The organism is Candidatus Uhrbacteria bacterium (assembly GCA_016187485.1).
In the GTDB taxonomy this organism is placed as follows: Bacteria; Patescibacteriota; Patescibacteriia; order UBA9934; family UBA10169; genus JACPJO01.
This window is the reverse complement of the sequence record JACPJO010000005.1, coordinates 50,574-72,230: the sequence shown is the minus strand read 5'-3', so window position 1 is coordinate 72,230 and position 21,657 is coordinate 50,574. Positions and strand designations below refer to the sequence as shown.

Sequence of the window (21,657 nt, the reverse complement as noted above, 5' to 3'; positions counted from 1 at the left end):
CTAAGGCACGATGAGCCGTGGGAGGTGCGAGGAGAGCCGCGCGAGGATTTCCCACGTGATGGTGCCGGAACGTTTGGCAAGTTCATCAGCCCAGACTTTATGCGCTCCACTCGTCCCAAGCAAAGTCACATTCTCTCCGCGGACAGGCGAAGGCACACGGGAGGCATCCACCATCATCATGTTCATGCACACGCGTCCAATGACACGACATCGCTCTCCACGCACCAAAACTTCTCCCTTCGAGGAGAGCCGTCGGTCATACCCATCGTAGTATCCAACCGGAACCACCGCAAGGCGCGTGGGCCGATTCAACACCTCTGAACCCCCGTAACCTACAGGCGTGCCCGCCGGATAATCTTTCACCTGGGCAATGCGAGAGTACCAACTCAAAGCGGGCGTGAGAGTGAGCGACGGATGTTTGAGTCGCACGGACTGCTCAAATGTTTCTTCTGGCCAATAGCCGTAAAGACTAAGGCCAGGGCGCACCGCCGTGCCGTGCGCATGGGGAAATGCCAGAACGGCGGCTGCCGAGGCCGCGTGAACAAACAAGAGGTTTGGCAATCGATCCGCCACCTTCCCCACTGTCGCGTAAAGCACGTCGACTTGCCTTTGTGTCATCGGGTGCCCGATCTCCTCCGCACGAGCCAGATGCGTGTACATCCCTGCCACACGTACATGGGGGCAGAGGGCAAGCGCATCCATCCACGTGGAGATGTCTTCAGGAAAAATTCCCTGTCGAGCTGTCCCCGTTTCAATTTTTATATGCACAGAGACAGACTCCTCCGCTCCCGCCGCAGCCTCCTCGAGCAAACGAACTTGCTCAAGATCATACATACCGATGTGAAGGTGATGGGAGACAACAAGAGGAAGAGAGCTGTCTGGAACGAATCCTAAAATGATAACGGTTGCTTGAGGAAGGCATTCGCGCACAACAAGAGCTTCTTCAAGAGAATCCACTCCAAACACGCGCACCCCTTCCCGCCAAAGCAGTCCTGCGACTTCTCTCAACCCGTGCCCATAGGCATCTGCCTTTACAATCGCAATCATCTGGACATCAGGCGATAAACAAGACGAGAGCGCCCGGACATTGTGCGCGAGCGCCGACGAACTCACTTCTATCCATGTGCGATACGCATGCATGTCTACCCAATAACCTCCTTGCCCACAAATTTCTGAAGCGCGTCTGGCACACGCACTCGCCCATCTTCCTGCTGGCCATTCTCCAAGATGGCGATGAGCATGCGGCCGATAGCAAAAACCGTAGCATCATTCATATGCGCATACGTCATTCCTCCACCATCCTTTACGCGTGTACCGAGCCGTCGCGCTTGGTAATCCGTCATGTAGTCGGCTGAATGCGTCTCACGGTACTTCCCTTCCCCAGGCATCCATACCTCTACATCGAGATGCCGCGCATCCGGTGTGCCTTGATCTCCGGTTGAGCACAGAATGACGCGGTACGGCAGGCCAAGAGAGGTCACGAGATGCTCTTGAATCGCAACAAAAAAATCTTGCTCGGCAAGTCCATCCCCGGGTGCCGTAAACGATTCCATCTCTACTTTGTCGAATTGGTGCACGCGTAAAATGCCGTGCGTATCCTTTCCATACGACCCCGCTTCACGACGAAAACTTGTCGAGTATCCCACGTAACGAAGAGGAAGTTTTTCGACAGGAATTGTTTCATCCATGTGCAGAGGTCCGAGTGTATGCTCTGCACTCCCGATTAAAAACTGATTGTCTGAAGGAATATAGTACCGTTCCTCCTTTGGCTCGAGCCGCCCCATTTTTTGAAACACTTCCGGCTTGATAAACACGGGCGGCACAACGGGAGTAAACGGTGTTGCCAGAACAGATAGCCCCGCCTTTGCGATGATGTCCGCAAGCGCTCTTTGGTTCGTCAGCGTCTCAAAAGCAAACCTCATAAGTGCAAACTGTAAGAGGACGGCATCACCAAAAAGGTAACCAAAACGTGTTCCCGAAATATCCGCGGCGCGCGCGGTATCAATAAGTCCAAGCGATATCCCAAGCTCCATATGATCTTTCGGTTTAAACGAGAGCGCCCTGGGCTCTCCCACCGTACGGAGAACCACATTTGCGGACTCATCCGAACCAATCGGCGTATCATCAGAGGGAAGATTCGGAATAGAAAGTAAAAGCGCTTGGAGTTCCGGCTCAATTTCTTTCAACTCTTTTTCCTTTTGTGAAAGCTGCTCCTTAAGTTCTTTCCCGCGCGCCACGTTCTTTTCCGCCGCGGCCTCTTTACGCAGACGATTACACTCGGCGATTCCGCCTTCCAACTCACGGCGCTCCGCATCCAAATGCAGAAGGCGGTCTACGTCTACCGCAACCCCTTTTTGCTGTGCGACCTCCGCGATGCGCGCTGGGTCTTTTCGGATAAGAGCAATGTCAATCATAGAAGAGAAGATTTGTACTGTTCTGGTTTATAGGCCGACAGTCTCACAAGCCGGATGTCGGGCATGTGCGTTTCTTTCCACCGCGTGAGATCTTCCAGAAGAGTGTCTTGGTCGTACCCAACGGCTACGACACGCGGGTGAACCTCTTTAAGGACAGCGTAGGAGCCAAGCACCGCGTCTCCGAGCCGCACCTCATCCACTGCCGGCTCGCGCCTCACCATCTCCATTCGCGTTTGTTCAGAATACCGTACCGGCCGGCCCTTGAGGAGCTGGACAGTGACGTCTCGCGCAACCACGACCACGAGCCGGTCGGCGCACGCTTTGGCCTCACGAAAGAACGCCCGATGCCCCTCATGGAGACCATCGAACGTTCCAAATACTACCACAGTTTCGGCCATAAGGAGGAGGCCCCCGCGGGTATTAAAGAATCTTCACGATGGTATAGGAGACGTTTCCGGAGGGGATGTCTATGGTGACGTTCTCCCCTACCCTTTTACCCATAAACGCGTGCCCAATAGGCGATTCATTACTGATCTTTCCCTCTACAGGATTCGCTTCGTTCGCCCCAACAATTTCGAATGTCTTTTCGGTTTTCTCTCTTGAGACAACAAAACGGCTGCCGAGTCCAATCCGATCTCCGCCAGATTTTTCCTCTACAAGCACGACGTCGCGAATCATATCTTGAAGCTGAACGACACGCGACTCGTTCTGCGCCTGCTGCTCCTTCGCTTCGTGGTATTCAAAATTCTCGGAAAGATCGCCGAGTTCTTTTGCCGACGCAATACGCTCGGCAATTTCCTTTCTCTGCACGCGCGAGCGATGCTCGAGCTCCTTTTTCATCTCATCAAGTTTTTCTTGGCTAAGGTAGGTGGCCATAGGCTTTTAAAACAGGGACTCGTGGATGTCCACGAGAATAACCATAATCTATCGTCTCTCGAAAATATCGTCAAGATCATTTGAAAACCCGCGGTTGGCGGACCACCAGGCGTAAATATCGCGGGCAAGAGGGGCTGCAACAGCAGAACCTTCTCCGCCCTCCTCAATAAGTACCGTTACAACAAGCTCCGGCGCCTCATAGGGTCCAAACGACGTAAACCACGCATGCGTTGGCTTGTCACCCGGCGTCTGTGCCGTGCCTGTCTTTGCGGCAACAGCCACAGGCAAGCTTTCAAGCATTCTGGCGCTCCCTACTGTCACCGCTTGACGCATCCCCTCTCGAACAACGCGCAGCGCTTCTTCGTATCCCGCAAGGCGTTCCACTACCGCTGGCTCCACGGAGGTCTCTACGCCGTCGCGTTCTAACGAAGATACCACGTGCGGCGCATAACGCACCCCGCCGTTGGCAATCGTCGCTGTGGCAACTGCCATCTGAAGCGGCGTCACAAGAACGTCTCCCTGTCCGATGGCCGCGTGATACGTGTCTCCAATATACCACCGCTCTCCCTTTGCAGATTCTTTCCACGTTTTGCTTGGTAAGAACCCCTCTGCCTCCCCGGGGAGATCCGCTTGAAGCGTCTGCCCAAACCCAAACGCGCGTACCGCTTCCCTCAATCGCTCAATCCCTAGTCCACGAAATTCCCCAAGCCCCCCGCCCACCGCATAGAAGAATGTGTTGACGGATTCGGCAAGAGCTTTGCGCACATCTGTCACCCCATGACCGCCGGCCTTCCAATCCGGGAAAAACCATTCCCCAATACGCACTCCGCCGGTGGAAAGAAAACTTGTGCGCTCGTCAATCACTCCGTCATAAAGCGCCACCGCAGCCACGGTCGGCTTGAATGTTGAACCAGGGGGAAATTCCCCTGATACCGCGCGAGAAAAAAGCGGATGGTCTGGATCAAGGGAAAGCTCGTTATACATATCCGGCGAGACGCGCCCCGAGAAAAGGTTGTTGTCATAACTTGGAAGCGAGACAAGTGCTCGCACCGCGCCGTCCCGAGGATCAAGCGCAATCACCGACGCGCGATTGAGGCCGCTTCGACGGAAAAACTCTTCTAAACGATTCTCGATAAATCCCGTAAGTCCTGCGTCAATCGAGAGAGAAAGGTTGCTGCCATTTTGTGCGGGCTCAAAACGAATCAATCGCGTCTCATTTCCGCGCGCATCCACCTCCACCACACGTGCCCCATGCACTCCGTGCAAAGCCTCCTCATACGTCGCTTCCACCCCTGTTTTTCCGACACGGTCCACGCGCCGATACCCCTGTGACCGCCGCGTTGTATACTCCTCTTGCGAAATGAAACCCGTGTACCCAAGCACATGCGAAAGCGACCGAAGTGCCGATGTCGCATAGGCGCGCCGCGTCTCCATGCGCATGGAAAGGCCGGGGAGGCGCTCCTCGGCCACAAGAAAGCGAACCGCTCGTTCATAGGTAATCTCTCCTGTCACCGGGATGGCCTCGCCTGCCGCGTCGGGAAACTCTGCCAAAGCAAATTCAATCTCCGGTGGCGCAATGCTGACCATCCCTGCTGCCTCTTCAATCACTCGACGCCTCTCCTCAAGGTCCTCCGGAAGGTCATCGGGCGTGACGAAAAGCGTGAAGGAAGGTTCGTTGCGCGCAAGGAGTGTTTTGTCGGCAGAATAAATCACGCCACGCTCCGCCGGAAAGACGATGAGTCGCGTGCGGTTTTCTTCGGCTACAACGCGGAAACTCGCTCCGCGAAAAACTTGCAGATAGGCGGCCCGCCCAAGCAAAACGGCACACGCTACCCCCACAAGCACAAGTGCAAATAGGTACTGCCGAAGACCAAACGCTCGCGGCGCAAGAGAAGCTCCATGCGTATCGCAGAGAACATCCGGAGACAGCGCAAACGCCTCTTGACGCACAACGTCGGCCCCTCCGCCGTGTGATCCAAAACGAAAAAGCGCGCTCATAGGCGTAGACCCAGACGGCGGATGCGCTCCTCAAAAAAGAACAGAAGGACAGAAACCATCAGCGCCATGAGTGTCCGCAGAAGCATGTTTTCTGCAAAACCAAAGAGCGCGACATCGGGAACGGTTGAGGCATTAAAAAGGCGGAAAAGACCCTCCACGAGTGCCCAAGAACCCATACTCAAAAGGGACACGGCAAAAAGCCCCCACAGCGAGCGATGGCTGAAGAGCCGCTCGACCCAAAGCAAAACGCCAAGCCCAATAACCACGCTCACAACAAGCGGCGAAAACCACGGGAAAAGGTTAAGCCACTCCATGGCAAATCCCCAGGCGAGGAGAAACCAAATCCCGAGCGGGCTGTGCCACGTATGATAGATCCATACAGAGACGATCGGGATGAGCGGGGTAAGACTCCACGGCCACGGAAGAGTGTTTAAAAACCCAACCTCAAAGGAAAGCAGAGCAAGGAAGATAACCGCGTAAATAAGTACGCGACTCATAAAGCCGGGGGAATGAAGATACGCACAAGCGAGATGAGACGTGAGTCGAGCAGCGGTTCAATAGATGCGGATCCGAAGGCGGCCGTGTCATCTTGTGTCATATCCGTAATCGTTCCAATAACAAGGTCGGCGGGGATTGTTCCTTCAAGACCAGCGGTAAGAATAAGATCGTCGAGTGCAAGAGGAACTTCTTTTGGAATGAAGGTGAGATTGAGTAAGGATCCGCGTGCACCCTCGCTCACTCCCGCAAGTTGTGAAGTGACGGTCTTTGAAGAAATACGGCTGCGATGGTCCGAGACGAGACGCACGACGGACGTATGTGCGCGAACATCCTCGACGGTACCGATAAGAATACGGTCACCCGCAACAACCGCCGCGCCGTCTTGCACGCCATCGGCCTCTCCACGGTTTACCAGAATAATGGAGCGGCCATCCATGAGGGAACGCGCAATAACAGACCCAAGCACGCTTCCCCACCCCCCCACAACTGTCTCACTTGTAAAAAGCGCGCGCTCTTCTTCGCGCGGTACACGGCTGCGCAGTTCCGCGAGATCTTCGGCACAGGATTGGAGTTGGGATTCTACCCGCGATGTTTCATCTGCAAAGGATCCTAAGCGCAAGATCGACACGCCTATGCGCTGAAGGGCCGACCACGCGGTATGAAGAGGGTTCCAGCCAAGAAGAAAAAGGACGACCAGAAAAAACAGGGCAAACGGCCCTATCCCCTTCCACCGTTGTCCTTCTTTCCTCCAGGGCATAGCTAGACGATAGACGAAGCGCTTGCAGAGGGCAACGTCACATCGGCAAGAAGAGCATCCTGTTCAAGGAGACGCCCGGCGCCGCGCACTGCCGTGGTGAGAGGATCTTCCGCGACACGCACAGGAATCGAGGCGGAGCGGGAAATCAGACGATCAAGCCCGCGCAGGAGTGAGCCGCCACCGCACAGAACAATTCCGCGCTCATAAATATCAGCCACAAGTTCCGGCGGCGTGACCTCAAGGGCGGCTTTGATTTGCTCCAGGATAGTTTGTACAGAACGGGCCAGTGCCTCACGGATTTGCCCGTCCGTCACGATAATCTCTTTAGGAAGCCCTGTAATCATATCGCGCCCGCGCATTTCCATCTCAAGCGGTTCCTCGAGCTCGATAGCACTGCCGATTCTCATTTTAATGCGCTCCGCAACACGTTCGCCAAGCATCATGCTGAAAACATCCCGTGCGTAGTGCGTAATATTTTTGTTCATCTCCTCACCAGCCACAGGGATAGACTTCCAGGTCACAATACCGGCAAGGGACAGCACGGAAATCTCCGTCTTGCCGCCACCGATGTCCACAAGCATCGTCCCCACAGATTCGGAAATCGGAAGACGCGCGCCAAGCGCAGAGACAATAGGGCACTCCACCAAATGCACCTCACGAGCTCCGGCAGAGGCTGCGGCATCTTCCACTGCTTTGCGCTCCACTTCCGTAATATCAAGCGGCACACTCATCACCACGCGCGGACGAGGAATAAGCGTAAATGATTCCTTGTGCACGCGGTCAATAAAAAATTTGAGCATTTTTTCCGTCACCTCAAAGTCCGAAATAAGTCCCTTCTGCAGCGGGCGTGTTGTTTGCACATGTGGAGGCGTCTTCCCAAGCATGTCCTCCGCATCTCGTCCTACGGCCAAAATTTGATTCGTTCGCGTATTGACGGCCACGACAGAAGGTTCGTCAATCACAATCCCCTTCTCACGCACAAAAACGCGAGTATTAGACGTCCCGAGATCGATACCAAGATCGTGGGAGAACCGACCGAAAAATTGATTGAGCATACGCGCGGTCTATGGTAGCGCATGCCCGCTACAAGCTCAAGGCAAAACCTGAACAGTTTTGGTGTTCAAGTTTTTTGCTGCCCTAAACGCCGGCGTTGGAAGAACCACTCAATGAGTCCGATAAGCACAAGGAGGCCAAGAACGCTCCAAACGACAAGAAGCTGGTGGGCCAAGAGAACCAGCGAAACAGTAAGAAGCCCCCCGATCAACACAGATTGACGAAACGAAATACCTACGTGGTGGATAAGGAGCACCGAAGGACGAAGACGTACACGAACCCAGAGCGAAATGATAGCAAGCGTTCCCGTAACGGCAACCCAAAAAATTGCAAAGACCAGGATAAGGTCCGTCCACGTCGCAAACACCGGATTCGTCCGCCAAAGAAGAAGAATCCACACCATCCACAAAAGCGCGGTACTTATGCCGGTCAAGAGAAAGAAAAAGTGTGTTGTCATGGGAGAAAAGCGACAATCCGTGTGCGCAATGCGCGCACGCTCATTTTAGGGACAGCGCGCACTACGTGAGCTTCTAAAAGTTTGTACCTCCCCTCTAAAAATTGGCCCACGGCGCGATTGGTGCACGCAATATGGATCGTCTCATCGTACACGGAGATCGCTTTCGCGGAATTACGTGTTGCTTCCGGGAGCATGACCGTGAGCCACTCTTCCGTGGCAGAAACAACCTGTGCAGCGAGAACGGCGCGCTCAATCCCTGCGCGACGGAGGGCAGGCGTAAGAAGGTTTGAGAGGGAGAGCATAACTAGCTTGCACGATATTCGCAGATAGACGCAAAGTCGCAAAACGCGCACGTGATGGGGTTAGGTTTGGGGGAAAAACGAGAAGACTGGATGTCTTTATACGTCTGTCGAAGACGTTCGCGTACGCGGTCCAAATCATCTTGACCCCCCAAAAAGTCAACATGGGAACCATCCTCCATATAGCGATAGGAGAGCCGCGCGATCGGTTCGTGCCAAAGCTCTTCCGCCGCCCACTGGTAGAGATACAACTGCGCGCGATCTTCTCTGGGGAGAGCATCCGCCGTCTTTGGTGTGCCCGTTTTATAATCTGTAATGTAAAGCCCGTCCGCTCCCCTGTCCACACGATCTATTTGCCCTCGTAGTATACCTCCGCCAAACGCAAGTGTGAACGGCTGCTCGACCGCAAACGGCTCCGGAGGGGAGATGCACCATTCGTCAAAGAGCGTGCGCAGGGCGTGTTCTCCCTTTGCGCGAAAGGCGTTGCGCATGTCGTCGTCTCGATACCACTCATCAATCCAGCACTCGCGATAGAGAGAAAGCAGAAGTTCAACAGGCGGCAAAGCGTTGTTCTTCATCCATTCTCTTGTAAAATTTTCGAGAGCTTTGTGTACGGACTTTCCGTACGAGATGTGCGCATTGCCAAGAACAGGTATGCGAAGGAGATGCGCAAATTTATACTGCAGAGGGCAGCGCTCGAATGCTGCCAGCTGTGTAAAACTCAGGTACTTTGGGATCGTCATCGTCGTCGTTACATTTGGCGGGGTTTGCGCTTCTCCGAAAGCAAAAACTCCCTGGTCTCCGGCACCTATAAGATCCGTCGGGATATTCATTTCCTCAATAAACCTTGAGGGCTTCTTCTTCCGTGCGCCGCCGTAGTCAAGGGCAGAAGTAATATAGAGGCGATCTTTAGCACGTGTGCAGGCAACGTAAAAGAGACGCCGTTCTTCCTCTGCATGCGCATCGTCCGCATACCAAGATGGGGAAAGAAGCTCTGGGGGGAGAGGGATTCCGCTTTCGCGTTCTCGCGTGGGAAAACGGGCATCTACCACATTCACCACAAAGACGGTGTGGAACTCAAGCCCTTTCGCACTGTGAACCGTGAGAAGACGCACGACATCCGGCCCTTCTTCAACATCCCCAGCAAGCGCTCCTGCTTCCCCCGCTTGCCGTTCTTCATCAAATTCCATGAGGAACTCCTGGATGGTTCCCTCGTCACTTTGCCTATCAAAACGTTTGACACGCTCAAACATCTGCGTCAGATAGCTATACGTCTGACGCTTTTGCGCCTCTTCTTCTTTCTCCACTTCTGCGATGATGCCCCCTTTGTGAAGAATATAGATGAACAATTCTTTTATCCGCTTCGTTCGTGCAAGTTCTGCAAGTTCGTTTCGCACCGAAACAATCTGCTCCGATGCTGCGCGCCCACGGAGCGTGAGCTCTGTTGCCCCTCTTTGCATGGTCTCAAACAGATTACGTCCTTGACGCTCCGCTTCAAAACACACGCGTGCTAAATCCTCCGTAGGAATGTCCCAAAAAGAATGCCGCAGCACACGATAAGCTTCCGCGCTCCGAAAAGGCGAGACGACAACGCGCATCCACGCAAGCACATCTAAGATAACGCTTTTTTGATAAAGCCCCTGCATCGCAAAAAAACGAAAAGGAATGCCCCGAGACTCAAGTTCGGCCGCAAACGGGACTGCGTGATCGTTGGCCCGCGCAAGAATTCCCACGTCGCTCCATCGCTCAATGGAGCCAGCGGCCTTCAAGCGGAGAATTTCATCCACAACCGTTCTTGCCTCTTCTGAAAGTGTCGCTCCTTGCCAGTGCACGACCTCTCCCCCGCTGCCGCGCACCGCAGAAAGTTTCTTCGTGAGCCCCGTCTCTGATTCCAAGCGATGAGGATTGTTGTGCTGAATAAAACGATAGGCCGCATCGAGAATATTCTGGCGCGACCGATAATTTTCTGTGAGCACAACGCGCTCTGCCTCCGGATACTCACGATTGAAGGCGAGGATATTTTCCACAGAGGCTCCGCGAAAACGATAAATCGACTGGTCGTCATCACCAACTACCGTCACGCAGTTGTGCGGCTGTGCCAGAAGTTTTACAAGCTTGTACTGTACCGCATTCGTGTCTTGAAATTCATCTACAAGAAGATACGGGAACTGCGACCGAACAGCCTCTAGAATATCCGCTCGTGTTTCAAGAAGCCTGAGCGTAGCGGCAATCAGCCCTGCAAAGTCCAACGCGTGATGTGCATGAAGTAGGTCTTCGTAGGCGCGGTAGACTTTTGCTAATTCCCGAATCCGGGAGGACTCGGCTCTTTCCGCCTCTGTTGTCGCGTGCTCCTCACTCTTTGTGGCACAAGCTTCGTACGCTTCAGCGGTCACTCCTTCATCTCGCGCCCGGGAGATGTGCGTGAGAATATGCCGGAGAAACTTTGTTTCCTTCCCTGTGGGGCGATAACGGTCAAGCGGAAGGGAGCGCATATTACGACGGGCAAAAAGCCACGCGTCCACTTCCGTAAGCACCTCAAAATCCGGGGCAAGCCCGATTTCTATACCAAACTTGCGCAGTACCCATTCACAAAAGCCATGAAATGTGTGGATGTGGAGATCGAGGTGTCCGAGCGGTAAAAGTTGGTCTACGCGCTCCTCGAGCTCCCGCACCGCTTTTTCCGTGAAAGTAAGCGTGAGAATTCCTGAAGAAGGCGCGAGACCCTGCTCCACCAACCAGGCAAATCGCCGGACAATCACCGTAGTTTTCCCCGTGCCAGCTCCCGCAATTATAAGCAAAGGTCCGTCCTTATGAGTCACCGCCTTTCTTTGCGCCTCGTTGAGCCCTTCCAGGAGATCAGCCATAGGGACGTATTGTAGCAAAGGAGCAAGAGAAATCGGTACCTGGTCCGCCCCAGACTTTTCTCACTAAGAGATCACTTAGTGAGAAAGTTGGTCCAGAGATACTGGACGACTGTAAAATGAGAGAAATTTTGACATCACCCCATTAATTTCTCTCTTAGTGACCACTAAGAGAGTTTGTATTTATTTTCGGTGCTTACGTTTCATTGCCACGCGCTCGCGGGCGAGTTCGCGCTCAAGGGCGGCAACAGCGTGAGCGTAATCCACGTCTTCAAGTTTACGTACTCCCGAAAGCGTTTCTTGAGCCCGCGTGCGTGCTTCCCCGATTTTTTGTATATCCAACTCTTCCTCGCGCTCCGCCGTGTCCGCCAGTAACGTCACTGTCCCATTTTCCCGAACCTCAACAAATCCCGTTGATGTTACTAAATATTCCGTTCGGCCTCCTTCCACAACACGCACTTCCCCAGCTCGCAAATTTGCAACAAGCGGAATATGTCCGGGAAGGATGGTAATCTCGCCTTGCTCGGTCATAAGCGTCACCTGGTCCGCCTCTTTTTCCAAAAGCAAGCGCTCCGGCGTGACTAATTTTATGTGAAGCTTTGCTGCCATAGCTATTCTTTTGCCGCCTTCACGACATCATCAATTGTTCCTTTCATGTAAAATGCCGCTTCGGGAATTTCATCGTGTTTCCCCTCCAAAATCTCCTTGAAGCCGCGAATTGTTTCCTCGCGCGGCACATACACGCCAGGAATGTTGCTGAACGACTCGGCCACGTGCACGGGCTGAGAGAGAAACTTTTGGATACGGCGCGCGCGAGCCACGGTTTGCTTATCCTCGGCAGAGAGCTCATCCATGCCAAGAATAGCAATGATGTCTTGCAAATCTTTGTAACGCTGGAGCACTTTCTGGACGGCGCGCGCCACGTTATAGTGTTCCTCGCCCACAATGAGCGGATCTAAAATTGTCGAAGCAGAATCCAGAGGATCCACCGCTGGATACAAACCAAGTTCCGCGAGCCCGCGTGCAAGCACAACAGTTGAGTCCAAGTGCGAGAATGTCGTGGCCGGCGCCGGATCCGTTAAGTCGTCAGCCGGGACATACACGGCCTGGATGGAAGTAATCGAGCCTTTTGTCGTAGAGGTAATGCGTTCCTGAAGTGCGCCCATTTCTGTGGCCAAGTTCGGCTGATACCCCACAGCGGACGGAATGCGGCCCAAAAGCGACGACACTTCCGATCCTGCTTGTGTGAAACGGAAAATATTGTCAATGAAGAGCAGCACGTCACGGCCTTCCTCGTCACGGAAGTATTCGGCAAGCGTCAACCCTGTGAGTCCTACGCGTGCGCGCGCTCCTGGCGGCTCGTTCATCTGTCCAAACACAAGCGCCGTCTTATCGAGCACGCCTGACTCACGCATTTCACGATAGAGATCATTCCCTTCGCGTGTACGCTCCCCCACCCCCGCAAAGACGGAATACCCGCCGTGCTCTTTAGCGATATTGTGGATGAGTTCCTGAATAAGCACCGTCTTTCCAACGCCCGCTCCGCCGAACAATCCTGTTTTGCCGCCACGTAAAAACGGGGCAATGAGGTCAATGACTTTGATACCCGTTTCAAAAATTTCCGCCTTCGTAGACTGCGCGGTAAACTCGGGCGCCGGTCTGTGAATCGGGTACTGTTTCTTTGCCTTGGATTCCCCCTTGCCGTCAATCGGCTCACCCGTAACGCCAAACATGCGCCCAAGCGTTTCTGGCCCAACACCTACAGAAATCGGTGTTCCCATCGCCTCTGCGGACATGCCGCGCTTGAGTCCATCGGTGGAACCCATCGAGATGGTACGCACAAGGCCGCTTCCTACGTGTTGCGCAACTTCAAGTACAAGCGTTGGCGCATCATCACGCTTCACGTGAATAGCCTCCAGAATTTCCGGGAGTTTTCTGTCTTCTCCGCCAGAGGCGGATCCGCCTTCGGTGGAAAATCGGACATCTACAACGGGACCGATGATTTGTGCGATAGTGCCTTGCATAGAAGGGTGTAAGGGGTTGAAAAGGTTTGAAACATTGGAAGGATTATTCGAGGGCGGCTTTTCCGGAAGAAATTTCCGCGATCTCGCGCGTGATACCGGCTTGTCGCGCCTGATTGTACGTGAGCGTGAGGTCATCAATCATCTCGCTTGCCGCATCGCTGGCTGATCGCATGGCCATCATACGCGCCGAATGCTCACTCGCGGAAGATTCGAGCAAAGCCTGGAAGATCATCACCTCCACCACGCGCGGCAAAAGCGCGTGAAGCACTGCCTGGGGCGTCGGCTCGAACGTATAGGATATGCGTCCAACGGCAGGAATGACATCGGCAAGGTATTCCTGCGCAGAAGATGTTATGGGGAGAAGCTGAATCTGGCGCGGCCGCTGGCTCAAAGGAGAGACGAAATCCGTATAGTGCACCATTACCTTCACATACTTCCCGGAAAGGAACGCGTCCGTGACGAGCTTTGCGATAGGCAGAGTATCTGTGAACTTTGGATGATTGGAGAGGTCCACAAACCCTGCGCTCACAAAGACACCCACGCGGTGCATGGCTTGCTCTCCCCGCCGACCCACAGCGATCACCTCATGCTGGTCTGATGAACCACCTACCGCACCAAGAACTTCCTTCAACACCTTCGCGTTAAACCCCCCGCACAACCCACGATCACTCGTAAATACAAGCGAGAGAATCTTCCCCTCCGGGTTTGGACTGTGTAAAAGAGGATGGAGCGACGTATCAATCTTTCCCCCGATGGCGCCAAGCAGTTCCCACGCCAAGCCGGCAAACGGCCGCGTACCAAGTACCGCAGAAATGGCACGGCGCATTTTAGATGCCGCGACAAGCTCCATCGCTTTCGTAATCTTCTTCGTGTTGCGCACGGAGCGAATACGCTTTTTAATAATGCGGGAAGGGATCGCCATACGAACTACTTTTTCATGCTCGCAAACTCATTCATCACCGTTTTAAGCCCTGCCTCCACTTCTTCCGTAATAGCTTTTTCCTTCTGAATAAGCTTCAACAGATCCTCTTTGTTTGCGCGCAGATACCCAAGAAGCCCTTGCTCAAAGTCTCCTACCTTTTCCACGGCTACGTCGTCGAGGTACCCGTTTGTCACGGCGTAAATGACCGAAACCTGTTCTTCAAACGGCATGGGTGAGTACTGTTTCTGCTTAAGCACCTCCGTGAGACGGCGACCACGTTCAATTTGCTTGCGCGTTCCCTCATCCAAATCAGAGGCAAACTGCGCAAAAGCTTCCAATTCGCGGAACTGGGCAAGCTCGAGACGAAGACGTCCGGCAACTTTTTTCATAGCCTTTGTTTGCGCTGCGCCACCGACACGCGACACGGAAAGGCCGACGTTCAGCGCGGGACGGATACCCTTGTAGAACAAGTCGGTTTCAAGATAGATCTGCCCATCTGTTATGGAAATGACGTTTGTGGGAATGTACGCAGAGACATCGCCCGATTGCGTTTCAATAATCGGAAGGGCCGTGAGGGACCCGCCGCCATTTTCTTTGTTAAGGCGAGCGGCGCGCTCAAGCAAGCGCGAGTGGAGGTAGAACACGTCGCCCGGATAGGCTTCGCGTCCCGGCGGACGGCGGAGCAAGAGAGAAATCTCGCGGAACGCCCACGCGTGCTTGGAGAGATCATCATAGATGATGAGCGCGTCCTCGCCTTTTTTCATGAAATACTCACCGATCGCGCACCCGGCATAGGGCGCAATGTAGCTCATGGCCGCAGGGTCAGAAGCACCGGCAATGACAATCGTGGTGTATTCCATAGCCCCTGCTTCCTCGAGCCTCGCCACAAGTTTCGCAATCTTGGATTCTTTCTGTCCGATCGCTACGTAAATACACTTCATGTTCTGCCCCCTCTGGTTGATGATGGCATCGATGGCAATAGCGGTCTTTCCCGTCTGTCGGTCTCCAATAATAAGTTCGCGCTGACCGCGGCCGATCGGGATAAGCGCATCAATCGCTTTCAAACCTGTCTGCATGGGCACGCCCACGGGTTCACGCGTCATAACGCCCGGCGCGATGCGCTCAATGGGCATGAAATCAGTTGCCTTCATGGCCCCCTTTCCGTCTACCGGTTCCCCAAGTGGATTGATCACGCGACCCACCACGGCATCGGAAACAGGAATGGAGAGAATACGCCCCGCAGCCTTCACGGAGTCCCCTTCGTGAATGGCTCTCGTCTCGCCAAAAATGATAGCGCCCACGGTATCCTCTTCAAGGTTGAGTGCCACACCCACGGTACCGTCCTCAAACGTCAGCATCTCCGACGCCGCAACATTCGATAATCCGGAAAGTCGTGCCGTACCATCAGCCACCGACACGACCGTACCGACGTGCTCCGTCTTCGCCGTATGTTCAAATTGCTCGATCTGCTCGCGCAGAGAGGAAATGATGTCTTCTTTTTTTGTTTTGGTCGTCATACGTTTGCCGTAAGGAAGTTGGTAAGAGCTTTGAGTTTCGCACGATCCGTCATGTCTATGCGTCTGTCATCAATCTGGAGGACAGCGCCACCGAGAAGTTCCGAGTCTCTTGTCAGGCGAATTTCCGCGCCGGGGAAAGTTTTCGCCAGGCGGTCCCGCCAGTGGCGATCAGGCTCTTCCACACTCGACAGCTCTACAGTGGCCGCTCCATGTTCCTTCCGCCACACATCTTCGAAGGCTCGAGCAATCTCGCGCCAACGGGAACGCGCGTTGTGACGCTCCAAATGCTGCACGAACACGCGCAGTGCCTCCGTCAACTCCTCGCCTGTTTTCTGCGAGGCAAGGGTGTAGAGAAGCCGTGCCCAATAGACCGCAGGCTTTTTCATAGTCCAGCCTCCTTCATTACTTCTTCGGTCATTGCTTCCGAACGCTTCTTATCAACCGAACTCGCAAGAATTTTCTCGGCGGCCGCCACGACAAGCCCCGCAACTTCCCCACGCACATCGGCGAACATTTTTTCACGCTCCTCGGCAATGTGTGCGCGACTGGCGTAGACAATCTTCTCGGCCTCCTTACGTGTTTTGGCTAAGACTTCCTGTTGCTTCTCTTCCGCCTTCGCTTGAGCCTCTTCAATCAACCGTGTCGCCTCCAGACGTGTTTGCGCCAACGCTTCCTCGCGCGCGCGCTCCGTTTCCTTCAGTTTCCGTTCAATCTCTTCTGCATGCTCCACACTTTTTTTGATCTTCTCCTCGCGCGCTTCAAGCATTGCCACCACCGGCCGATAGACAAATCGCCAAAGCACCACAAGCACGAGAAGAAAGTTCACGAGTTGTGCAAAGAAAATCTTCACATTAAGACCGAAGGCCTCAATGGGGCCAGCGGCTGTGGCGGCTTCAACCGTTTGAGCAATCGTTTGTGGTTCGACAGACATAGAATAAAGAGAGAAGAACATCTCAGCCCTGCTCCGGCATCGGAGCAGAAGGAAACGTCCTAGAGCGTGAAAGAGACAACAAGGGCGTAAATGGCGATGGCTTCCGCGAATGCCATACCAAGCAGCATCGGCACAAAGATTTTGCCGGTGGCTTCGGGATTTCGGCCGATACCTTCTACCGCCTTCATGCCGATAAAACCGATGGCAAGCGCCGGGCCGATACCGCCAACGCCGACGGCGATGGCTTTCGCAAGGAGTGCGACAGATTCAGGGGACATAGAATAATGAAAAATAAATAAGTTATGTTAATCTGCGACCTTCGTGCTCTTCCTCATGAGCACCATGCGATATGGTGGCCATGACCAAAAACGCGAGTGTAAGCATGGAAAATACCGTCGCCTGAATGATGCCGACGAGAATTTCCAAAAAGATGAACGGGATTGGGAGAAAGAGGGAGAAAATGCCCATGATCACCCCGATGAGCACTTCTCCCGCAAAGATGTTGCCGAAAAGCCGCAGCGCAAGCGAAAGGGTTTTCGCAAATTCGCCAATGATTTCAAGAAGTCCCACAAAGAACTCGATGACCGCCACAAGGATTGACATGGGGCCCTTACGAAGCGAGAGGAGAACTCCACGGATATTTATAAACCTGCTGATGTGCTGGAGCGGCCCCACAGTCAAGAGCCCAGTGAGATGAATGAAAATGATGGCGGAAAACGCGATAGCAAAGGTCATGTTGAGATCGCTCGTGGCGGGACGGAAAAGAGGAACAAGTTCGAGTTCACCGTGGATTTCTTTCCACATGCCAAACGACCCGACGCCGGGGATGAGTCCCATCCAGTTGGAGAGGAGAACAAACAAAAAGATCGTGCCGATGAAGGGAAGAAACTTCTTCGCGCGGGCACGATCACTCGTGACTTTCTCAACTTCAATGAGCATGAACTCCACGACAGCCTCGATTACGTTGTAAAAGCCTGATGGAGTCATGCGGATACGACGAGTGCCCACAAAGGCGACGACGAGAAAGAGGGCCACCGCCACCCAGGCGTTGATCAGGGAATTTGTCACCGGAAGAGATCCGATGGAAAAGAGGGGTTCAGCTGCAAGGGGGACGATGGCAAACATATCGAAAAGCGCCGAAAGTATATAGGGAAAGACACTAAAGGTCAAGGGAAGTTTTGAACAGGTAACAAGACGGCGTGTAACCGCTACGTCCACCCCATCCTCCTCGCTCGATGACTCGCTGCGCCCAGCTGAGCTGGGCTGCGGGGTTATGGGGGCCCCGTCCTTGCGACACGCCTTAGATTATCCTTACATACCTTCGAGGGGGAATAAAGGAAAGATACAAAAAAGTCGAAAGCGACCCCGTGGGGTCGCTAGAGAGAAAGAACGAATTGGTCTGTCAGTCGTCGGTGCCGGGTTCCACGCGCGGGGCCTTGCGGGTCGCGGCGGGCTGGGACATGGCGGGGTCGTCCGTCGTGTCGGCGGGCGAGGTCGTCGCGCTGGACGCTTCGCTTGTTGCGGGTGGCGAGTCGGCGGGCTTGTCGCCTTCCGTCTCCTCCACCGGCTCGGCCTTCGGCAGCATCCCCTCGGCCACACCGACCGCGGCTTTGAAGATCTCGAAGTGCTTGTCCTTCATGTACGCGGTGCGATCGCTCTCGGGCATGCCGAGCAGGACGAGGGCGCTGTGGAGGCCCATGGCGCTTCGAGCATCGAAGAGCCTCGGACTGTAGCGCCTGCGCGCCTTCCCGATGCTCTCTGCCGTCGGCGCTTCACCCTCCTTGATGCCGAGGATCGAGAGCGCGTTCCAGACGCGGCCGTCGAAGTCGAACTCGCCCTGCCTGCTGGCCTTGCGCCCGCCGGCACCTCCGTGCGCGATGCGGTCGAGGATCTTCTTGACTTCCTCTTCCGCCGGCTCGTCCGTGGCCACCGCACCTTCGTCCATGACCTGGGCCTGGTAGCCGTCCGCGAACTCGTCCATGTCCACCGGGCAGGGCTGCCCGGGCTGGAAGCCTTCCTCGCCCTCTTTGCCACGGCGCAGGAAGCGCTGCGGGATCACAGCGAGGTAGATCGGCTTCTTCGTGACGGGATGGAAGGCGACGAAGCGCTTGCGGGGGTGCTTGGACACGCTGTTCGGCCGGAAGAGGAAATTGCCCTCCTTCCGGCGGTGCACTGCCTGGCGATCCGTGGTGTAGACCTGGGTGTCGCCCACGCTCACGTCGTCGGTGAAGTTTCCGTCTTTCACCGATGCCTCGAGATTGGCCGGCATGCAGACGTAGACGTACACCGACGTCTCGACGCCCGCCGGGACGTCCTCGCCCATCTCCCGCTTCTCGAAGGCGAGGAGCGCCAACGGGACCGGAACCGCCTTCTCGTGGATGGGGCGGAACGCATCGGTGATGGGGCGGGCCATGCCCTGGTTGTGGGCAGTGAGAACGTTCGTGACCGCCGGGTCGCCGTGCGAGAGCCGGAAGCTGTGGGTGTGCTGGTTCCAGAGCCCCCAGACGATCATGAAGTCGTCGGGGTCCACGAACGTTCCGCGCGCGTACATCCGGTTCACGTACCCCGCGATGGCGGGCAGCTCGCGCGACCGCCACCGCCGTTCGTCCTCCTCGATGATCTGGGTCTGGAAAGCGGCATCGTTGTCGGGCACTTCCCCCTTGTTGCGCGCGATGTCGATCTCCTCGCGGGCGAACTGGAGGGGGTTCCGGCGGTACTTGTCGGGAAGAAGATTGACCGGTTTGCCCGGAATGGCGGGCCGGAGCTCTGCAGGCAGAGCCTTACGGGGACGAGGCATGGCCTCTCTCACTTTCTGCGCCACACGGCGCCGTACACAGGGCGGGATTGCCCAACATCTTGCAAGGAACTTGCCGTCCGTCTTTGGACGGCCCAAGCTCGCGGCAGGATCGCCGCAAACTAAGGGCTTAACCTAGCAGAAAAGTCTGCTGCTGTCAACGCATTGACAGCGACAGGTTTTTTTGCTAAGTTGAGGCGTTTCGGCCTTTTCCTAACCTATACGAAGTGGAGTACCCCATGGCTATCAGCCTTTCTGAACTGAATCCTCAGGAGTACCTGGACCTCGTCGCCCTCCCCTTCGCCGACGCACGTCAGATGGAGGGGGGGAACAACTACGTAGACCGAGAGAAGGACGGCAGCTACGAATTCGCCCCGTTCGTCGAGGGCGCCGTGAGGTTCCTCCCTCGGGGGACCTTCACGAAGAGCGTGGAGAAGCCTGGCGCGCTCGAGCAATGGAAGACCTTGCTCGAAAAGGTCGGCGTGGACGAGAGTCTGCGCGAGGCGATCTACTACGGACTCAAGGCGCTCGACAAGTACCGACACAGTTCCTCCCGCAACCCCGACGAGCCGATGCAGATCGCGCCCGAGGGAGACGATCAGTACGACGAGGTGATCGCGATGGCGCGACAACTCGGCTACACGTCCCCCAACGATGCGCCCGACTGGCCCGACGACAGCGCCTTCTGGAACTCCTCTGTGCGCGATGGCTTCACCGCCTACGCTAGAACGCAGAAGATGGAGCTCGTGAAGACGGCGGAAGAGACGGCGGCGGCGGAAAGCTCCCGGGCGCGCATTCGCGAAGAGCGCCTGCGCGCACAAGTCGTGCAGGCGGGAAGCGGTGTCACGGCGGCGGACATTGAGCAGGCGCAGCGGCAGGCGGCAGAACCGCCTTCGGCAGAGGCCACACCGCGCACCGAGGCCGCCCAACCGCCGCCGCGCACGCTCCCCGCCAACTACATCCGCGTGAGTCCGGAACCGGAGCTCATCGCAGCGTGGGAGCAGGGACGAGACGACGGCGTGTATACGAGCCTCCGGCTCGTCGCGGCACGGAAGAGTCGCGAGGAGATGTCGGCGGAGCTCGCTCGGCGCCTCAAACTGCGCATCAAGCGATTCGAGGGAGAGAAGTCCGAGCCCCGACTGCGCGCACTCTACACCGATCTACTCAACGAGGATTCGGCAATCCGGCGACCACTTCGCCACTGGGACGGCGAGCGCGTGTGGCACCTCACGCGTGCCGACGCCGTGCTCGTGGTGAGCGACATCCACGCCACCATGCGCCGCCTCGGCCACAAGCTCTAGTTCGTTCTTTTCTTCCTAGCCAGGCCTCGTGCCTGGCTTTCGAATTTCAAATGCCAAATACTCTCCTCGTGTTCTCTGTTGTCACCTTTGCAAACTCCTCCAAAGTCACTCCACGCAACTTTGCCAAAAATTCTGCTGTATGACGCACATACGCCGGCTCATTGCGCTTACCCCGCATGGGAATAGGCGCTAAATAGGGGGCGTCAGTTTCGATGAGAATTCGATTCTCCGGAATATCACGCGCCACAAGCGCAAGCGGCGCAAGAGGGGTCTGACCCCCGGAGGGGTCAGACCCCTCTTTACGTGGCGGAAACGTCACGACCCCCGAAAACGAAATATAAAACCCAAGCGCAAGATACCGAAGGGCATCTTCCTTCGTACCCGTAAAACAATGGATCACACCCCGCGCACCCAGCTTTCCCTTTTTGACATACTCTTCAATTATATCTGCCTGTTCTTTGTGCGCGTCGCGGCAATGGATGACCACGGGCTTCCCAAGTTCGGTCGCCAAATCAAACTGCCGCCGCAGCATCTCTTCTTGCGTTCGTATGACGTCCGTTCGATCAAGATGTTCGGGGATGCGATAAAAGTCGAGTCCGCACTCCCCAATCGCCACGCACTTTGGATCTTGCGCAAGCGGACGATACATTTCCGCGTCAAAAACTTCTGTGCGCGTTTTGACTTTCGCTATGGTGTCCTCCTCACTCTCGTCTACAAACTCTTGTGCCGTCGTGTGATTGGGGTGAAGCCCCACCGTCGCCCACACACCTTCATGCGCGTTAGCCACACGCACCGCTTCACGCGACGTATCCGCCTGCGTCCCCACGGTAAGCATGAAAACGCCCTCTTCGGTTGCACGCTTAATAACAGCATCCCTGTCCTCCTTATAAGCACGAAAATGGACGTGGCAGTGGGAATCGAAAAGAGTCATAGATGATGCTCGGAGTCCTGCCAG

General features: G+C 55.4%; 22 protein-coding genes. 1 reads left to right on the top strand and 21 read right to left on the bottom strand.

The features are described from left to right. The 20 genes from alr to HYW18_03005 all read right to left on the bottom strand — a co-directional run bounded on the left by alr (position 1) and on the right by HYW18_03005 (position 19,404). Entirely contained in the window at positions 1-1,140 is a 1,140-nt protein-coding gene (gene alr, locus HYW18_03100; GenBank protein ID MBI2485108.1) for an alanine racemase, read from the bottom strand. A gap of 2 nt (positions 1,141-1,142) precedes the next feature. Then, positions 1,143-2,414: a serine--tRNA ligase gene (serS, locus tag HYW18_03095; protein ID MBI2485107.1), complete on the bottom strand. Its 1,272-nt coding sequence runs from the start codon at positions 2,412-2,414 to the stop codon at positions 1,143-1,145. Continuing rightward, positions 2,411-2,812: an adenylyltransferase/cytidyltransferase family protein gene (locus HYW18_03090; protein ID MBI2485106.1), complete on the bottom strand. Its 402-nt coding sequence runs from the start codon at positions 2,810-2,812 to the stop codon at positions 2,411-2,413. Before HYW18_03090 ends, serS begins: the two co-directional genes overlap by 4 nt. Before the next feature lie 22 nt (positions 2,813-2,834). Continuing rightward, entirely contained in the window at positions 2,835-3,290 is a 456-nt protein-coding gene (greA, locus tag HYW18_03085) for a transcription elongation factor GreA (GenBank protein ID MBI2485105.1), read from the bottom strand. A 48-nt stretch (positions 3,291-3,338) separates the two neighbouring features. Next, on the bottom strand, positions 3,339-5,288 hold the full coding sequence (gene mrdA / locus HYW18_03080; GenBank protein ID MBI2485104.1) for a penicillin-binding protein 2: 1,950 nt from the start codon (positions 5,286-5,288) through the stop codon (positions 3,339-3,341). Then, positions 5,285-5,785 (bottom strand): hypothetical protein, encoded by a 501-nt coding sequence (locus HYW18_03075; GenBank protein MBI2485103.1) that lies wholly within the window; start codon positions 5,783-5,785, stop codon positions 5,285-5,287. The genes mrdA and HYW18_03075 overlap by 4 nt, the downstream gene beginning before the upstream one ends. Continuing rightward, entirely contained in the window at positions 5,782-6,543 is a 762-nt protein-coding gene (locus HYW18_03070; GenBank protein ID MBI2485102.1) for a hypothetical protein, read from the bottom strand. Before HYW18_03070 ends, HYW18_03075 begins: the two co-directional genes overlap by 4 nt. 2 nt (positions 6,544-6,545) lie before the next feature. After that, a complete protein-coding gene (locus HYW18_03065) occupies positions 6,546-7,598 on the bottom strand; it encodes a rod shape-determining protein (protein MBI2485101.1) in 1,053 nt (350 codons plus the stop codon). A gap of 65 nt (positions 7,599-7,663) precedes the next feature. After that, positions 7,664-8,053, bottom strand: a complete 390-nt coding sequence (locus HYW18_03060) for a hypothetical protein (GenBank protein MBI2485100.1) — start codon at positions 8,051-8,053, stop codon at positions 7,664-7,666. Then, positions 8,050-8,355: a hypothetical protein gene (locus HYW18_03055; GenBank protein ID MBI2485099.1), complete on the bottom strand. Its 306-nt coding sequence runs from the start codon at positions 8,353-8,355 to the stop codon at positions 8,050-8,052. The genes HYW18_03060 and HYW18_03055 overlap by 4 nt, the downstream gene beginning before the upstream one ends. Before the next feature lie 2 nt (positions 8,356-8,357). Continuing rightward, the gene (locus tag HYW18_03050; protein MBI2485098.1) at positions 8,358-11,216 is read right to left on the bottom strand and encodes an ATP-dependent helicase; all 2,859 of its coding nucleotides are present in this window, start codon (positions 11,214-11,216) and stop codon (positions 8,358-8,360) included. Between the two features lie 180 nt (positions 11,217-11,396). After that, complete coding sequence (gene atpC, locus HYW18_03045) at positions 11,397-11,822, bottom strand: ATP synthase F1 subunit epsilon (GenBank protein ID MBI2485097.1); 426 nt, start codon at positions 11,820-11,822, stop codon at positions 11,397-11,399. Positions 11,823-11,824: 2 nt separating this feature from the next. Next, positions 11,825-13,237 carry a F0F1 ATP synthase subunit beta gene (atpD, locus tag HYW18_03040; GenBank protein ID MBI2485096.1) on the bottom strand — a complete coding sequence of 471 codons (1,413 nt, stop codon included), beginning with the start codon at positions 13,235-13,237 and terminating at the stop codon, positions 11,825-11,827. Between the two features lie 43 nt (positions 13,238-13,280). Then, positions 13,281-14,159 carry an ATP synthase F1 subunit gamma gene (gene atpG / locus HYW18_03035; protein MBI2485095.1) on the bottom strand — a complete coding sequence of 293 codons (879 nt, stop codon included), beginning with the start codon at positions 14,157-14,159 and terminating at the stop codon, positions 13,281-13,283. 5 nt (positions 14,160-14,164) lie between these two features. Then, positions 14,165-15,676: a F0F1 ATP synthase subunit alpha gene (locus HYW18_03030; GenBank protein MBI2485094.1), complete on the bottom strand. Its 1,512-nt coding sequence runs from the start codon at positions 15,674-15,676 to the stop codon at positions 14,165-14,167. Next, positions 15,673-16,062, bottom strand: coding sequence for a F0F1 ATP synthase subunit delta (locus HYW18_03025; GenBank protein ID MBI2485093.1), 390 nt, complete (start codon positions 16,060-16,062; stop codon positions 15,673-15,675). The genes HYW18_03030 and HYW18_03025 overlap by 4 nt, the downstream gene beginning before the upstream one ends. Further along, the gene (gene atpF / locus HYW18_03020) at positions 16,059-16,607 is read right to left on the bottom strand and encodes a F0F1 ATP synthase subunit B (protein ID MBI2485092.1); all 549 of its coding nucleotides are present in this window, start codon (positions 16,605-16,607) and stop codon (positions 16,059-16,061) included. Before atpF ends, HYW18_03025 begins: the two co-directional genes overlap by 4 nt. 59 nt (positions 16,608-16,666) lie before the next feature. After that, positions 16,667-16,885, bottom strand: a complete 219-nt coding sequence (atpE, locus tag HYW18_03015) for an ATP synthase F0 subunit C (GenBank protein MBI2485091.1) — start codon at positions 16,883-16,885, stop codon at positions 16,667-16,669. 22 nt (positions 16,886-16,907) lie between these two features. Next, on the bottom strand, positions 16,908-17,732 hold the full coding sequence (locus HYW18_03010; protein ID MBI2485090.1) for a F0F1 ATP synthase subunit A: 825 nt from the start codon (positions 17,730-17,732) through the stop codon (positions 16,908-16,910). Between the two features lie 277 nt (positions 17,733-18,009). After that, a complete protein-coding gene (locus HYW18_03005) occupies positions 18,010-19,404 on the bottom strand; it encodes a hypothetical protein (GenBank protein MBI2485089.1) in 1,395 nt (464 codons plus the stop codon). 389 nt (positions 19,405-19,793) lie between these two features. Between HYW18_03005 and HYW18_03000 the strand changes: the two genes are divergently transcribed. Further along, complete coding sequence (locus HYW18_03000) at positions 19,794-20,702, top strand: hypothetical protein (protein ID MBI2485088.1); 909 nt, start codon at positions 19,794-19,796, stop codon at positions 20,700-20,702. A 46-nt stretch (positions 20,703-20,748) separates the two neighbouring features. Here the strand turns inward: HYW18_03000 and HYW18_02995 are convergent, their stop codons facing one another. Further along, positions 20,749-21,633 carry a TatD family hydrolase gene (locus HYW18_02995; GenBank protein ID MBI2485087.1) on the bottom strand — a complete coding sequence of 295 codons (885 nt, stop codon included), beginning with the start codon at positions 21,631-21,633 and terminating at the stop codon, positions 20,749-20,751. Positions 21,634-21,657: the final 24 nt, after the last annotated feature.